We start from the raw sequence: 14,153 nt of genomic DNA, 5'->3' as shown, positions 1-14,153 counted from the left end.
CGGAAAAAGTAATCCGGGGAGTGATATGAGCTATTCCACCATCCGCTATGACGTACAGGGCGCGATTGCGCTTCTGACGCTGAACCGACCGGACGCCATGAACGCCTTCACCGTCCAGATGGGCGAGGAAATGGCGGACGCGTTCGACCGGTCTGACGCCGACGAAAAGGTGCGCGCCGTGGTTGTCACCGGCGAAGGTCGCGCCTTTTGCGCCGGCGCCGACCTGTCGCTGGGCGCTGAAACCTTCAACGCCGTCGCCACGGCCCAGGCCGAAGGCGAGCTGGTGGACACCGATCCCCAATGGCGTGATTTCGGCGGGCGCCTGAACCTGCGCATCTTTGACAGCGAGAAACCCGTCGTCGCCGCCATCAACGGGGCGTCCGTGGGCATTGGCGCAACCATGATCCTGCCCATGGATGCGCGGGTGGCGCTCAAGGGCGCGAAGTTCGCCCTGCCCTTCACCAAGCGCGGCATCGCCTGGGATGGCTGCGCCAGCTGGTTCCTGCCCCGGCTTGTGGGCGTCGAGGCGGCGCTCGACTGGGGCCTGTCCGGCCGCACATTCCTGGCCGAAGAAGCGCTGGAGCGCGGTCTGGTCAGCGAACTGGCCGACACGCCCGAAGCTGTTCTCAAACGCGCCCTCGAACGTGCGCATCTTTTTATTAAGGACACAGCGCCAGTCTCTGTCGCCATGAACCGTCGGCTTTTGTGGCGCATGCTGGGGGCCAGTCATCCCATGGAGGCCCACCGCCTTGAAAGCCGGGCGATTCTCCATCGGGGCATGTCGCCAGATGCGGCTGAGGGCGTGACAAGCTTCCTTGAGAAGCGTACCCCCCACTTCCCAGGCTCTGTTCCCGTGGATTACCCGCCCGGATGGCCCTGGGACACAGATCCCCAATACTGATAGTCCGGCCCGTGACAGGGGCAGGATGCGCTTAGGAGGCTTTCGTGCAGCATTTGCAATCTCCAGACCCGCTCCGCCCCCAGATTTCCACCCGGGAGCTGATCGCCATGGTCGGCTTCCTGATGGCGCTGAACGCCCTTTCGATCGACATCCTGCTGCCCGCGCTGGCCGAAATCGGTCATGCGCTGGGCGCGCCGGGCAATGACCGCCAGCTGGTGATCACCTCCTATGTGTTCGGCTTCGGCCTCGCCCAGCTGGGCTTCGGGCCCTTGTCTGACGCACTGGGACGGCGCAAGACGCTGCTGATCGCCCTCGCAGGCTATCTGATCGCGACCGTACTGTGCCTGGTCTCCCAAGGGCTCTGGGCGCTGGTCGCAGCGCGCGCCCTGCAAGGCGTCGCGGCGGCGGCGACCCGGGTGATCGCGGTCGCCATCGTCCGTGACCTCGTCTCCGGCCGACGCATGGCCGAGATCATGTCCTTCGCCATGACCGTGTTCACGGTCGCGCCCATCCTGGCGCCCAGCATCGGCCAGCTGATCCTGTTCGGCGGCGACTGGCGCGTGATCTTCATCTTCCTGTTCGTGATGGCGAGCGCCCTGTCGGTGTGGATGATGATGCGCCTGCCCGAGACCCTGCATCCGGACAAGCGGATCGAGCTGCGCCTCGGGTCCGCGCTGAAGAATTACGCTCTGGCGGCTTCGAACCGGCTGACGCTGGGCTATCTGACGGCGTCCTGCTTCATCATGGGGGCTCTGTTCGCCTTCATCGCGACCTCCGAGCAGGTGCTGGCGGAACTTTACGAGCTGGGCGCGATGTTCCCGATCGCCTTCGCGGTGATCGCGCTTGGCCTGGCGGGCGCCAACATCATCAACGCCAAGATCGTCCGCCGACTGGGGATGCGCCGCATCTCCCACTCCGCCCTGATCGCCTATCTCGGGGTCAACGGGGTGAACATGACCCTCGCCCTGTTCGGAAACCCTCCCTTCATCGCCTATTTCCCGCTGTTGATGGCGTCGCTGATGCTGTTCTCGATGATCGGGGCGAACTTCTCCGCCCTGTCCATGGAACCCGCGGGCGACCGGGCGGGCACTACAGCGGCGCTCTATGGCTCTTCAACCGCCATGGCGGGCGCTGTTCTGGGGTCCGTGATCGGTCAGGGCTATAACGGCACGGTTCTGCCCATCACCGTCGGCTTCACCGTACTGGGCGCGATCGCTTTTCTGATCGTGCTGTGGACCGAGAAGGGCAAGCTGTTCGGTGTGGGTGAAGCCAACGAACCCGACGCCTGAGGCGCGGCCAGAGAGACTAGAATTCATCCACCATCAGGCTGTCATCATTGATGCAGCCATCCAGACGCCAGCCTGCGCCCTCGTCCTGCGCCAGAAGCTCTGTCAGCCAGGGCAGGAGCTTCAGGAGCCGCTCCTCCAGATTGAAGGGCGGGTTCACCACGACGACTCCGGCGCCGGCGAGCGGGCCTTCCTCACTCAGCTCACGCACCCACATATCGGCGCGCAGGAGCTTCTCGCCCTCAAGGCCCTGATCAGCGATCAGCCATTCAGCGAGACCCACGTCAAAGCGCTCCTGCGCCCACAAATCCTTGAGCGGACGCCAGAAGATAAAGGTTCCGGTGGGCCAGCGCTCCAGCGCTGACTTGGCGGCCTGCGCCATGAACGCCATCTCGTCACGATGCTCGAACGGCGGGTCGATCATCACCAGACCGCGCTTCTCACGCGGCGGCACCAGTCCCGGCAAGGCGCGATAGCCATCCATGGCCTGCACCTTCACCCGCGCATCCCGGGCATAGCGCTGATCGAGCGTGACGGAATCCACCTTGTGCAATTCACAAAGATGGATGCGGTCCTCGTCCCTCGCCAGACGCGCCGCGATCTCGGGCGAGCCGGGATAGGCGGTCAGCGCATCGCCGTCATTCACGCCCCGCACCACATCAAGATAAGGCGCGAGCGCGTCTGTCATCCCGGCTGGAATGTCCGCTTTCAGCAGTCGGCCAATGCCCTCTTTCCATTCAGGGCTGCGGCGCGCCTCATCCCCGGTCAGGTCATAGGCCCCAACCCCGGCATGTGTATCGATCACCCGGTAGGGCTTGGACTTTTTGCCAAGATGTTCAAGGCATTGCGCCAGAACCAGATGCTTGAGCACGTCGGCGAAATTGCCTGCATGGAAAGCGTGACGATAGTTCATGAGTTCTCGCTTGAAGCTCGATGCCGTTTCAGATGCGCCGGGTTCTGCACAATTGTGACCAAACTGTAAGAGATCACATCTTTGCGCTCGCCCGCTGTCCAGCCTAGTTTGTCACACTTGTACGGCAATCAAGAGGGGAGGGCTTGGAGATGTCGCAGTTTCGCAGCCTGTGGTTTGCAGCAGCCATCGCAGCCATTTCAGCGGGCGCGCCCGCATACGCCCAGGACGAGGGCGAAGACGATGAAGCGGAAACCATCGAAAGCTTCACTGAAGAATTTGAAGCCATCGATGGTCTGTTTCCGCTCTATCGTGATCCGGAAAACGGCGATCTCTATATGGAGATCGCAGCCGACCAGCTCGATGACGAGTTCGTCTATTTCACCTACGCAGAAGATGGCGCACCGCGCACCGGTCTGTTCCGTGGCCAGTTCCGCGACAACCGCATCCTGAGCTTCGCCAAGCATTACGGCGAGATCGAGATCAGCGCAGAGAACACCAGCTTCTCCTTTGACGAGGACAACGCCCTGGCGCGCGCCTCGCACGCCAACATCACCCGCGCACCGCTGGCCGTGCTGGAGATTGCGGCCGAGACCGAAGGCGATGACGAGAACGCGGCTCGCTATCTCGTTCAGATCGACTCGCTGCTGAGCGGCGAGGATCTGTCCCAGATCAAGCCGAACGCTCCGCGCGGTCCGGGCGCCGAGAACGCCTTCTCCATGGGGCGTCTCTCCGGTGACCGCACCCGTGTTCTGGATGTGCGCAACTATCCTGAAAATACCGATGTGGTCGTCGAGTACGTCTACACCGACGACAGCCCCCGCAATGGCGGCGGCGCAGAGATCACCGATGCGCGCGCCATCGCGGTGACCGTCCAGCACAGCTTCCTGGCCTTGCCCGAAGAGGGTTATGAGCCGCGCGCTGACGATTTCCGCGTGGGCTATTTCGGCCAGGAAATCACCAATCTGACCGACACCTCGGTGACGCCCTATGACGACGTCATCAATCGCTGGCGTCTGGTCAAGCAGGACCCGACCGCCGAGATCTCCGATCCGGTCGAGCCGATCGTCTGGTGGATCGAGAACACCACCCCGGTCGAGCTGCGTGACACCATCCGTGACGCCGCCCTGACCTGGAACATCGCTTTTGAAGCGGCGGGTTTCTCCAACGCGGTTGAAGTGCGGGTCCAGCCCGACGACGCTGAATGGGACGCTGGCGACATTCGCTACAACGTCCTGCGCTGGACGTCCTCGCCCACGCCTCCGTTTGGCGGCTATGGCCCCAGCTTCACCAACCCGCGCACCGGCGAAATCATGGGCGCGGACATCATGCTGGAATACGTCTTCCTGACGAACCGCATCCGCTATTCGGAGCTGTTTGACGTTGCAGGCCTCAGCCAATGGCTGCCGGCCGAGCAACTGGCCGAAATGACCGGCGAGCCGGTCGTCGAGCATGATCACGACGCGCACGGCGCCATGTGCAATTTTGCAGAGCACCTGCAAATGGAGACCATGGCGGGCCTTGCCACGCTTCAGGCTCAAGGCGCGGGCCCGGTCGAGATCGACGAGCTGATCCGCCAGTCCCTGCACTATCTCGTGATCCACGAGATCGGCCACACGATGGGCCTGATGCACAATATGCGCGCCACCTCGACCGTGTCCCTTGAGGAACTGGCCAATGGTGAACGCGTGACCGGCTCCATCATGGATTATCCAGCGCTGAACCTGCCGCATAATGGCGAAGAGACCGTGCAGTACTCTCAGGAGACGCCCGGCCCTTACGACATCTGGGCGATCAGCTATGGCTACACCCCGGAAACCGACGCCCTGCCCGCCATTCTGGAACGGTCCACCGATCCGGCTCTGGCCTTCGGCAATGATGCGGACGACATGCGCAGCCCGGGCATCCACTCCGACCCGCGGGTGATGATCAACGACCTCTCTTCTGACCCGGTGACCTGGGCGGGCGAGCGCGTCGCGGTGATCAATGACACGCTGCGCACCCTGCCCGAACAGTTCGAGACAGAGGGCGAGACCTACCAGCCGCTTCTGACGAGCTATCTGGTGCTGTCGGGCCAGCGCTTCGGCGCCGCCAACGTCGCCAGCCGTCACATTGGCGGCATCTACAACAACCGCTCCGTCGTCGGCCAGCCGGGTGCTGAAACGCCGTTCGTGCCGGTCCCGCGTGACAAGCAGGAACAGGCGCTTGAGGTGCTCGACGCCGCCCTGTTCGGTCCGGACGCCTTCGCTGCCGAAGAAGCCTATCTTGATCATCTGCAGCGCCAGCGTCGCTTGTTTAATCACTTCGGCACGGACGAAGATCCGGCCCTGCATGACCGGGCCTTCTCCCAGCAGCGCGCCGTCATGGCTCACCTGCTGCACCCGAACATGCTCGATCGCATGAACGACGCCCGTCAGTATGGCGGCGACTATCCGGTCGCTGACTATCTGCAGGACCTGACCCAAGTGGTCTACGCCGACGATATTCGCGGCGAGCCGAACACCTATCGTCAGAACCTGCAGGTGGAATATCTGCGCACCCTGATCGGCATCACCGGCGACAGCGAATATTCGCCGGTCGCCCGCTCTGCGGCCCTGGCCTCGATCCAGGACGTGAAAGGCTGGGTCGGCCCGGCCTGGATGCCGGATCTCACCGGCTCCCGCGAAGCCAAGGCGCACCGCGCTCACCTTCGCACGCTGATCGCCGCCTTCGAAGGCTAAGCGAGCTGACTGATCACCGCCCCCGTCCCCCGGACGGGGGCGGTTTTCGTTTGGGGAGGGTCATATGTCTGAACTTGACCGTCCCCGCCCGGAACCGCACAACGTTTCATTATAACACTCGCCCCCGCATTTTCGGGGAGCGAGGCGTCTAGGGGAAAAGGAGACGGAGATGATCCGCACCGCCGCCGCCGCGCTAAGCGCGGCGCTCATGCTTGCCAGCCCGATGCTGGCCCAAGACAGCACGCCCGAGATTCCCGAGCCGGGCCGCTGGGAATCCACCGGCCAGATCACCGCAGGCGGCGAACGCGTGCGTTACCGCGCCATCGCGGCTGAAACCTATCTCGAGAATGACGAGGGCGAGCCGACCGGCTCGATCTTCTCCACCACGTATCTGCGTGAAGGCGTCTCTGACCCGCGCAGCCGCCCGGTGGCGTTCATCTTCAACGGGGGGCCGGGCTCGGCCTCGCTCTGGCTGCATATGGGCATGTTCGGCCCGCAGCGCGTCGTGCTGCCCAGCGAACCGCCGGGCGATGACGGCGCCGCGCCCTTCACCGTGCGTGAGAACCCTGAAAGCCTGATCGATGAAGCCGACCTCGTTTTCATCGACCCGGTCGGCACGGGCTGGAGCCGTCCGCTGGGCGACACCGACGCCGGAGAAGAGTTCTGGGGCGTGGATGAAGACGCCGCGTCCGTGGCCGCTTTCATTCGTCGCTGGCTGACCGAGAACCAGCGCTGGGCCTCGCCGAAATACATCATTGGCGAAAGCTATGGCACCACCCGTTCCGCTGCGCTGATGCGTCAGCTGGAAGCGGGCTGGAATGACGTGTCCATCAACGGGATCATCCTGATCTCGGTGGTGCTGGACTTCTCGCTCGACGCGACCAATCCCGGCAACGAAGTCGGCTATGTCGGCCTGCTGCCCGGCTATGCCGCGACCGCCTGGTATCATGAGAAGGTGGAGCGCAGCGCCTGGAACAATGACTTTGACGCCTTCATCGCGGATTCCCGCGCCTTCGCCACGGACGAATACCTGCCGGCGCTGGTGCGTGGTCACACTCTGAATGCGCAGGACCGTAACGAGATCATCGACCGTCTGGCGAGCTTCACCGGCCTGTCGCGCTCCTTCATCGACCGCGCTAATCTGCGCGTGAACCTGTCACGCTTCCGCACCGAGCTTCTGCGTGATCAGGGCGTGTCCGTGGGGCGCTTTGACGGTCGCTTCACCGGCCCTGAGGAAGATGGCGTGTCAGAGAACCCCGAGGGCGATCCGTCCGGCTATGGCATTGACGGCGCCTACACCGCCTCCATGCTCGATTACTACACCCGCACTCTGGGCGTGGACATCACCCGGCCCTACACCCCGCTGGGCGGCGTGCGTCAGTGGAATTGGGACGCCGGTCCCGCCGGCGGCGACAACAGCTATGTCAACGTCTCACCCTGGCTGGAACGCGCCATGCGCCAGAACAGCGATCTGCGCGTGATGGTGGCCAATGGCTATTACGATCTGGCGACGCCCTTCTTCGCCACCGAGATGACCTTCAACCGTCCCGGTTACGATCAGAGCCGCATCGACATGCACTACTACATGTCCGGCCACATGATGTATCTGCACCAGCCCTCCATCGAGCAGCTGGCCGAGGATGTGCGTAACTTCATCGAGTAAGCGCAGCAGCCTTATGAACGAGAAAGCCCCGGAGCGATGCTCCGGGGCTTTTTCTTGTGCGGGATGGAGCTGGCCTACTCGCCCTCGAACGCCACAAGGCTCGCCACTTTCACGCCATGGCTTTCGATCAGCTTGGCGCCCCCGATATCGGGCAGGTCGATCACGAAGGAGCAGCCGACCACCTCGCCGCCCGCAGCCCGGATCAGCTTGATCGCCGCTTCGGCGGTGCCGCCCGTGGCGATGAGATCATCGACGATCAGAACGCTCTCGCCCGGCTTGATGGCGTCCGTATGGATCTCGACCTCGTCCGTGCCGTATTCGAGCTCATAGGACTGGCTGATCGTCTTGTGCGGCAGCTTGCCTTTCTTGCGGATCGGCACAAAGCCGACGCTGAGCTGGTGAGCGACCGCCCCGCCCAGGATGAAACCGCGCGCCTCAATCCCCGCAACCTTGTCGATCTTCTTGCCTGCATGCGGAAAGACCATGGCGTCCACCGCTGCGCGAAACGCGCCCGGATCGCCCAGCAACGTGGTCACATCCCGGAACATGATGCCGGGCTTGGGATAGTCGGGAATGGTGCGAATAGCGGACTTGATATGGTCCATGGGGTGCTCCGGCTCGGAAATGACAGGCAGGCGCACCCTGCCCTCTGAAAGCCGAGCATTGAAGAGGTGCAACGCAGCGTCAAGCCGAACCCGCGTTCATGGACAAGGCGACTCTGGCGCGGTCACCCGCACCAGAGCGCCAGTCAAGGACCGATCAGGGCAGGATCGAACCCGTCGCCGTATCGCAATAATAGATCACGCTGGACGAGACATAGGCGGTCTGTGTGCCCGAAACGCGCCCGGGAACCACGCCGCCTTGCAGGCACATCTCAATGCTGAGCCCGACCACCTCGGTCTGTGAGGCGTCGCTGTAATAGACATAGCTGTGCACCGCTTCGATGGCACGCGCATGCAGTACGCCCGCAGCCCCGGCCGCCAGAACCAGAGCCGAACTCGCAATAGCAAGCATCTTCTTCATAGCAATTCTCCTTTTGGGAGAACTCAGGCTACGAACACGCCCCAAAAGCGTCAAGCCAATCCGGGTCCATTCCGAAAATCCAGAGGGACCAGGCAAAAACCAAACGGCCCGCCAGCTGAACGCTGGCGGGCCGTCTTGATAGGCGCTGGCGAACCAACGCCGATAGAGCGTCAGGGCTTAGCCGCGATCAGCCACGTAACGGGCTTCACGGGTGCGTTCCACATGCAGATCGCTCAGACCCGGATGGGACACGGCGCTGACCACATGCTCGACCACATCCGCGCGGCAGTACGCCTGCTCATTGATCGGAAGGGCCATGGCTTCGCAATAGCGCTCGGCTTCGACGTTCAGGCGCTGATAGGCCACGCGCACCGCTTGCGGCGAGGTGAGTTCAGCGCGATCCACCGCAAAGGTGAATTCCTGGCTTTGTTGCGCCGTGGCGGCGAACAGGCCGGCAGAGGCCAGAACGGACGCAGCGGCGACGGTTTTGATCAGATGCTTCATTGGGTTCACTCCTCACTTTTTTTGCCACGGACCGCCGCGCCTCTCGGCATTGCGATCCGCTATTGGGGCTTGGGCCAGTTCAGTCCTTCTCCAGGGGGGTGAATCCTGCGCGCTGAAGCCTTGACCGTCGCCTTGGTTATCGATCTGTCACCCAACAGTCATATAAATGTAATACATCTGGATACGGATGAAAAGTGGGGCCTCGACTTAAACTTCACGAATCCCTAAAATTTGAAAGCCATTGATATTAAACAACAAAAAAGCCGCCCCGACGAGCGATGCTCGCGGGCCGGCTTTCTCGACGGATCAAAACTGGTAAATTTCTGAAGCACTTATCGCGGCGGAGATATTTTGCAGTTTTGTGTCACGAATTTCACAAGGCTGTGGATAATTCTACTTCCGCCTTCTTTTCAGACTCTTGAGCAGGATCGCAGGTGGCGAGATCATCCACGGTGACCCAGGCCAGCTCATGCGTTGTGCAATACGCCCTGAGTGCATCCAATCGCATCATTTCGCCATCCGGGTGCATCAACTCACACAGCACGCCAGCAGACTGGCGACCTGCAAGCCCCATCAGGGCCAGCGTGGCTTCGGTATGGCCCCGCCTCGTCGCCAGCCCCTCGGGATGAGCGACCAGCGGGAAGACATGGCCTGGCCGAGCGAGATCCTCTGGCCGTGCATCCGCCTTGATAGCGGCCTGAATGGTCGTCACGCGATCTCTTGCGCAGACGCCTGTCGTCACGCCCTCCCTGGCCTCGATGGTGACGGTGAAATTGGTGCCATAGCGCGCGGAATTGTCCGTCACCATGGGCGGAAGGGCCAGCTGGTCAGCCCTCGCCTGATCCATAACCAGGCAGACAATGCCGCTGCAGTCGCGGATCAACTGCGCCATCTGCGATGAAGTCAGGCTATCCGCAGCGAAGACGAGATCGCCTTCATTCTCGCGCCCCTCATCATCTGTAATCACAACACCCCGGCCCGCGCGAATGGACGCGATAGCGGCCCTGACGCGACTTTGCGGCGTGCTGTCGGAGTGAAAACCGGTTTTATCAATCTGATTCATGGTCCTGCCTTTGCGTTGAACAGGCCTGAACCAGGGCGTCAGAGAGACAGCCCATAGCCCTGCACGCCGCAAGTCAGCTTGCGGCCTGAAGGCATGCGCCATCTGTGTTCTCTTCCATCCGGACTATACCGTCGGCTCCGGCGTTTCACCGGATCTGCTGACCCCGTCGCAAAAAGCGGCGGGCGCTCGCGGGCTCCCGTAAAACATACGGATACCGCCGGTCGGGAGTTTCACCCTGCCCTGAGAACAAGCAATACGCGCCGGAGACGATCCAGCGCCTTGGCAGTCTGGCGGCAGGGATTGATCTTCGCAAGGTGGCGCGAGGCGGAATGGACAGACACCCACCCGCCTCGCCTGGCGTCACCTAGTACAGATAGCCCGGGCATTGCCCGATCAACTCGGTGTCGTAATAGGCCGTGACATAGCCCGCGACCGGACCCGAAGTGATATAGCCATTGTTGCAGATATCCCGACGGAAGCCGACCATGTCGGTCTTGCTGGCGTCAGAATAGAAATAATAGAAATACATGGGTTCGGCAGAGCCCGCCTGCGAAGTCAGGCCTGCGGCAGCGCCAATGGCGAGCGTCGCAGCGCCCAGCACAGCTTTCATATTCAGCATGGATATCTCCATTTTTTCAAGGAATTGGGACTAGATCGGACCTAGTACAGATAGCCGGGACACTGACCGATCACATGACGCGTATAGTATTGCGTCGCGGTACCATGGGCCTGGCCGGGCACGACATGCCCATTGATGCACTGATCGAATGAAAAGCCGACCTGCGTGGTTTTGCTGGCGTCGCTGTAATAGGTGTACTCGTACATCCGTTCGGTATTCGGCCACATCGCCATGGATGCCGCACTCACCGCGATCCCGGCTGCAACAGCCGCACTGACAATCCTGAACGTCATGATGTCGTCTCCTCCTCGGTCCGCCAGACGGGCGCCAGCCCGCAGCGGTGATTGAGGCCCTTCCAAGGGCCGGAATCGACGCAGTTTGAGTTCCCCGGCGACGGCATACAGTTGATTGCCTGTGCGACGCCGGTGACTGACCCACAAGGACAGAATACCCCTGTTGGTTGTTTCGTCAACAACCCGAAAACCAGAACCCCGCCGTTCAGAACAGCGGGGTTCGGAGTCTCAGCGCTGGAAAAGCATGTCCAGACGATGGCGACGTCCTAGATCCAGATCAGGACGCCATCTTGGCAATAGCCAGCAAGGAAACGGTCTTCATAGGGACCATACTCACCGAAGGTCGGTCCATAGCCGACGCCCCAGCTGTCGCAGACCTGCTGAACATAGCCGACCGGCTGGGTCATCGCCGCATCCGCATAATAGGTGATGTAATAGACAGGCTCAGGCTGCCCTGCAGACACCGCAGAGGTCGGAAGGACAGCAAGCGCCGCAGCCGAAGCGACAAGCGAAAGACCAAGAGTGAACGCTTTCATGTAAGTCTCCATTGTTTCAGGCTGACTAGCCCTTTGCTGTGCTCAGGATGACGCAATCGCGGCTGGCCACATGGCAAACCATGAATTGAATTCGCACACCGAACAGGAGAAATGAAATACGCCTCTGGTTGAACGGTCAACTCATCGGGAGTTGCATTTAAAAACCAAGAAAACCCCGCAACTTGCTAGCTGCGGGGCGCATCTTTGGCCTTGACGCAACCTAGGCTTTAGACAAATCCTCACCTGCCAGCGCGCGCTCGATCAGGGCGATCGTCCCCGGCAGACCATACAGCGCGGCAAGACCGCCAAAGCGCGGCCCCTGGCTCTGCCCCAGCAGCACTTCATACAGGCCCTGGAACCAGTCACGCAGGTTCTCGAACGGCTGGCTCTTACCCGCCGCATAGACCTCGGTCTGGATCAGCTCGGCGTCGGTCTCGGACGGATCGAGCGCCTTGAACCGCGCCAGCAGATCCTCCATCGCCGCCCGCTCCATCTCGGTGGGGGCGCGATAGATCTTGTGCGGTTTGACCTGTTCTTCGTAATAGGCCAGCGCATAGCCCGCCAGACGATCCAGGAACGGATCGCTTTCGGGCGTCACATCCGGCGCATATTTGGCGATGAAGCCCCACAGCGTCGCCTTGTCCGGCGCGTTCGCCGCCGACACCAGATTGAGCAGCAATGAATAGCTGATGTCCGCGCCCGCCTTGGGCGGCTCACCCGCATGGATGTGGTAGACCGGGTTCTCCAGCTGCTTGTCCTCGGCCTGATCGGGATAGGCGCGCAGATGCTGGCGATACTCGTCCACCGCCTTGGGGATCACGTCAAAATACAGGCGCTTGGCCGTCCGAGGCTTCTGGAACATGTACATGGACAGCGATTCCTGAGGCGCATAGCTCAGCCATTCCTCGACCGACAGGCCATTGCCCTTGGACTTGGAAATCTTCTCGCCCTGATCATCCAGGAACAGCTCGTAGACATATTGCACCGGCGGCTCGACGCCGAGGATGCGGCAAATCTTGGAATAGACCGGCGCATTGGCCTGGTGGTCCTTGCCAAACATCTCGAAATCCACGCCCAGCGCGGCCCAGCGCATGCCGAAATCGGGCTTCCACTGCAGCTTGGTGTTGCCGCCCGTTACCGGCAGGGTGATGTCGGTCCCGTCCTCATCCTCAAAGGTGATCGTGCCCGCTTTCGCGTCGATCGCCTTCATCGGCACATACAGCACCCGGCCCGTGGTGGGCGAGATCGGCAGGAAAGGCGAATAGGTCGCCTGACGCTCCGCCCCCAGGGTCGGCAGCATCACCGCCATGATGTCATCAAACTTCTCGAGCGCGCGGATCAGCGTCTCATCAAAAGCGCCCGAGCGGTATTCATGCGTGGCGGAGCGGAACTCGTACTCGAAGCCGAAGCTGTCGAGGAACGCCCGCAAGCGCGCATTATTGTGCTGGGCGAAGCCTTCATGCGTGCCGAAAGGATCGGGCACATCGGTCAGCGGCTTGCCCAGATGTTCAACCAGCATGTCCTGATTAGGAAGGTTCGTGGGAACCTTGCGCATGCCGTCCATGTCATCGGAGAAGGCGATGAGCTTGGTGGGATATTTGTCCTCGGTCAGAACGCGGAAGGCATGGCGCACCATCGCGGTACGCGCCACTTCACCAAACGTGCCGATATGCGGCAGGCCGGACGGACCGTAGCCGGTCTCGAAAATGACCGCGTCGCCCTTGAGCCCGCTCTTCTCCACCCGTTTCTGCACCAGGCGCGCCTGTTCAAAGGGCCAGGCCTTGGCATTCTGGGCGAGCGCGGCGAAATCGGTCATCGCGGGTCTCTTTTCCTGCTGCGAAGTGAATTGAAGCAGCGCAAGTAGAACTCCAGCCCCGTCCGGTCAACTCTGATGGCGAGCGGACGCAGGTGAATGAACGTCACGAAAGCTTAATGACCACGCAGTCAGTTCCGCCTTGTTAGTGACCCATTGGTCAGTTATGAAGACGAATGACCGCATCCATACGACGTCGCCGCCCCGAAGCCCGACCCGAGGAAATCCTCGCCGCCGCGCTTGATGCCTTCACGCAAACCGGTTTCGCCAGCACCCGGGTGGAGGATATCGCCCGACGCGCGGGGCTCTCCAAAGGTGCGGTCTATCTCTACTTCCCCTCCAAGGAAGCCATGCTGGAAGCCCTGGTGGAGCAATCCGCCGCCCGTGTAGCCGATGCCCTGAGCGATCTTGCGGAAGCGGGCGCAGAGCTTGACCCCGAGGTCGCATTGCGCACGGGCCTGCGCATGGCGCTCAGCACACTCTCACGCCCGGATATCTCGGCGGCCCCGCGTCTCATCCTCGCTGAAGCGGCGCGGTTCCCGGACCTGGCGCAATACTATCGCCAGCGTGTCATCAATGTGGGTCAGGCCGCCCTCACACGCCTGATCACGGCGGGGATGGATCAGGGAACGTTTCGCCCGGTTCACACGCCAGTTGTTCTGCGCGCCTTCATGGGGCCGGTGCTCGCACATGTCCTGGTGACGACCCTCTTCGCCCAGGATGACGATCCCGATCTTGATCCGATTGAACTCGCCGACCAGCTGGCCGACCTTCTGTTTCATGGCCTCAAACCCGCACCGCCTCATCACAGGGAGCGCTGAC

The 14,153-nt window shown here is 61.9% G+C and carries 14 protein-coding genes and 1 riboswitch; of the genes, 5 read left to right on the top strand and 9 right to left on the bottom strand.

Annotated elements, in window-relative coordinates:
• Positions 1-25: 25 nt before the first annotated feature.
• Both ACFELO_RS02810 and ACFELO_RS02805 read left to right on the top strand, forming a co-directional pair.
• On the top strand, positions 26-901 hold the full coding sequence (locus ACFELO_RS02810) for an enoyl-CoA hydratase-related protein (RefSeq protein WP_440959056.1): 876 nt from the start codon (positions 26-28) through the stop codon (positions 899-901).
• A gap of 44 nt (positions 902-945) precedes the next feature.
• Positions 946-2,190: a multidrug effflux MFS transporter gene (locus ACFELO_RS02805; protein ID WP_440959055.1), complete on the top strand. Its 1,245-nt coding sequence runs from the start codon at positions 946-948 to the stop codon at positions 2,188-2,190.
• 16 nt (positions 2,191-2,206) lie between these two features.
• Here the strand turns inward: ACFELO_RS02805 and ACFELO_RS02800 are convergent, their stop codons facing one another.
• Positions 2,207-3,100: a 23S rRNA (adenine(2030)-N(6))-methyltransferase RlmJ gene (locus ACFELO_RS02800; RefSeq protein ID WP_440959054.1), complete on the bottom strand. Its 894-nt coding sequence runs from the start codon at positions 3,098-3,100 to the stop codon at positions 2,207-2,209.
• A 149-nt stretch (positions 3,101-3,249) separates the two neighbouring features.
• Between ACFELO_RS02800 and ACFELO_RS02795 the strand changes: the two genes are divergently transcribed.
• Together ACFELO_RS02795 and ACFELO_RS02790 are read left to right on the top strand one after the other, a co-directional pair.
• Entirely contained in the window at positions 3,250-5,817 is a 2,568-nt protein-coding gene (locus tag ACFELO_RS02795) for a zinc-dependent metalloprotease (protein WP_440959053.1), read from the top strand.
• 169 nt (positions 5,818-5,986) lie between these two features.
• Positions 5,987-7,480 carry a S10 family peptidase gene (locus ACFELO_RS02790; RefSeq protein ID WP_440959052.1) on the top strand — a complete coding sequence of 498 codons (1,494 nt, stop codon included), beginning with the start codon at positions 5,987-5,989 and terminating at the stop codon, positions 7,478-7,480.
• Between the two features lie 74 nt (positions 7,481-7,554).
• Here the strand turns inward: ACFELO_RS02790 and ACFELO_RS02785 are convergent, their stop codons facing one another.
• The 8 genes from ACFELO_RS02785 to ACFELO_RS02750 form a co-directional block, all read right to left on the bottom strand.
• Positions 7,555-8,085 (bottom strand): adenine phosphoribosyltransferase, encoded by a 531-nt coding sequence (locus ACFELO_RS02785; protein ID WP_440959051.1) that lies wholly within the window; start codon positions 8,083-8,085, stop codon positions 7,555-7,557.
• A 154-nt stretch (positions 8,086-8,239) separates the two neighbouring features.
• On the bottom strand, positions 8,240-8,503 hold the full coding sequence (locus tag ACFELO_RS02780) for a hypothetical protein (protein ID WP_440959050.1): 264 nt from the start codon (positions 8,501-8,503) through the stop codon (positions 8,240-8,242).
• Positions 8,504-8,680: 177 nt separating this feature from the next.
• Positions 8,681-9,007, bottom strand: a complete 327-nt coding sequence (locus ACFELO_RS02775) for a UrcA family protein (protein WP_440959049.1) — start codon at positions 9,005-9,007, stop codon at positions 8,681-8,683.
• A gap of 373 nt (positions 9,008-9,380) precedes the next feature.
• A complete protein-coding gene (gene ribB, locus ACFELO_RS02770) occupies positions 9,381-10,070 on the bottom strand; it encodes a 3,4-dihydroxy-2-butanone-4-phosphate synthase (RefSeq protein ID WP_440959048.1) in 690 nt (229 codons plus the stop codon).
• Between the two features lie 102 nt (positions 10,071-10,172).
• Positions 10,173-10,322, bottom strand: a riboswitch (FMN riboswitch).
• A 112-nt stretch (positions 10,323-10,434) separates the two neighbouring features.
• A complete protein-coding gene (locus tag ACFELO_RS02765) occupies positions 10,435-10,689 on the bottom strand; it encodes a hypothetical protein (RefSeq protein WP_440959047.1) in 255 nt (84 codons plus the stop codon).
• Between the two features lie 41 nt (positions 10,690-10,730).
• A complete protein-coding gene (locus tag ACFELO_RS02760) occupies positions 10,731-10,982 on the bottom strand; it encodes a hypothetical protein (protein WP_440959046.1) in 252 nt (83 codons plus the stop codon).
• A gap of 266 nt (positions 10,983-11,248) precedes the next feature.
• Positions 11,249-11,518: a hypothetical protein gene (locus ACFELO_RS02755; protein ID WP_440959045.1), complete on the bottom strand. Its 270-nt coding sequence runs from the start codon at positions 11,516-11,518 to the stop codon at positions 11,249-11,251.
• 220 nt (positions 11,519-11,738) lie between these two features.
• Positions 11,739-13,334 (bottom strand): lysine--tRNA ligase, encoded by a 1,596-nt coding sequence (locus ACFELO_RS02750; protein WP_440959044.1) that lies wholly within the window; start codon positions 13,332-13,334, stop codon positions 11,739-11,741.
• A gap of 173 nt (positions 13,335-13,507) precedes the next feature.
• On the opposite strand from ACFELO_RS02750, the gene ACFELO_RS02745 reads away from it, so the two are divergent.
• Positions 13,508-14,152 carry a TetR family transcriptional regulator gene (locus ACFELO_RS02745; protein WP_440959043.1) on the top strand — a complete coding sequence of 215 codons (645 nt, stop codon included), beginning with the start codon at positions 13,508-13,510 and terminating at the stop codon, positions 14,150-14,152.
• The last annotated feature ends 1 nt before the right edge of the window (position 14,153 follow it).

This window comes from Oceanicaulis sp. LC35 (assembly GCF_052055585.1).
Classification (GTDB): domain Bacteria; phylum Pseudomonadota; class Alphaproteobacteria; order Caulobacterales; family Maricaulaceae; genus Oceanicaulis.
The sequence above is the reverse complement of the archived record's forward strand: the minus strand, read 5'-3'. Positions and strand labels throughout refer to the sequence as shown.

Bases quoted from the DNA above. Each gene is read 5' to 3' on its own strand.
- ACFELO_RS02745 (WP_440959043.1), top strand. From the start codon at position 13,508: ATGACCGCATCCATACGACGTCGCCGCCCCGAAGCCCGACCCGAGGAA.
- ACFELO_RS02780 (WP_440959050.1), bottom strand. From the start codon at position 8,503: ATGAAGAAGATGCTTGCTATTGCGAGTTCGGCTCTGGTTCTGGCGGCC.
- ACFELO_RS02795 (WP_440959053.1), top strand. From the start codon at position 3,250: ATGTCGCAGTTTCGCAGCCTGTGGTTTGCAGCAGCCATCGCAGCCATT.
- ACFELO_RS02755 (WP_440959045.1), bottom strand. From the start codon at position 11,518: ATGAAAGCGTTCACTCTTGGTCTTTCGCTTGTCGCTTCGGCTGCGGCG.
- ACFELO_RS02775 (WP_440959049.1), bottom strand. From the start codon at position 9,007: ATGAAGCATCTGATCAAAACCGTCGCCGCTGCGTCCGTTCTGGCCTCT.
- ACFELO_RS02760 (WP_440959046.1), bottom strand. From the start codon at position 10,982: ATGACGTTCAGGATTGTCAGTGCGGCTGTTGCAGCCGGGATCGCGGTG.
- ACFELO_RS02765 (WP_440959047.1), bottom strand. From the start codon at position 10,689: ATGCTGAATATGAAAGCTGTGCTGGGCGCTGCGACGCTCGCCATTGGC.
- ribB (WP_440959048.1), bottom strand. From the start codon at position 10,070: ATGAATCAGATTGATAAAACCGGTTTTCACTCCGACAGCACGCCGCAA.
- ACFELO_RS02810 (WP_440959056.1), top strand. From the start codon at position 26: ATGAGCTATTCCACCATCCGCTATGACGTACAGGGCGCGATTGCGCTT.
- ACFELO_RS02750 (WP_440959044.1), bottom strand. From the start codon at position 13,334: ATGACCGATTTCGCCGCGCTCGCCCAGAATGCCAAGGCCTGGCCCTTT.
- ACFELO_RS02785 (WP_440959051.1), bottom strand. From the start codon at position 8,085: ATGGACCATATCAAGTCCGCTATTCGCACCATTCCCGACTATCCCAAG.
- ACFELO_RS02790 (WP_440959052.1), top strand. From the start codon at position 5,987: ATGATCCGCACCGCCGCCGCCGCGCTAAGCGCGGCGCTCATGCTTGCC.
- ACFELO_RS02800 (WP_440959054.1), bottom strand. From the start codon at position 3,100: ATGAACTATCGTCACGCTTTCCATGCAGGCAATTTCGCCGACGTGCTC.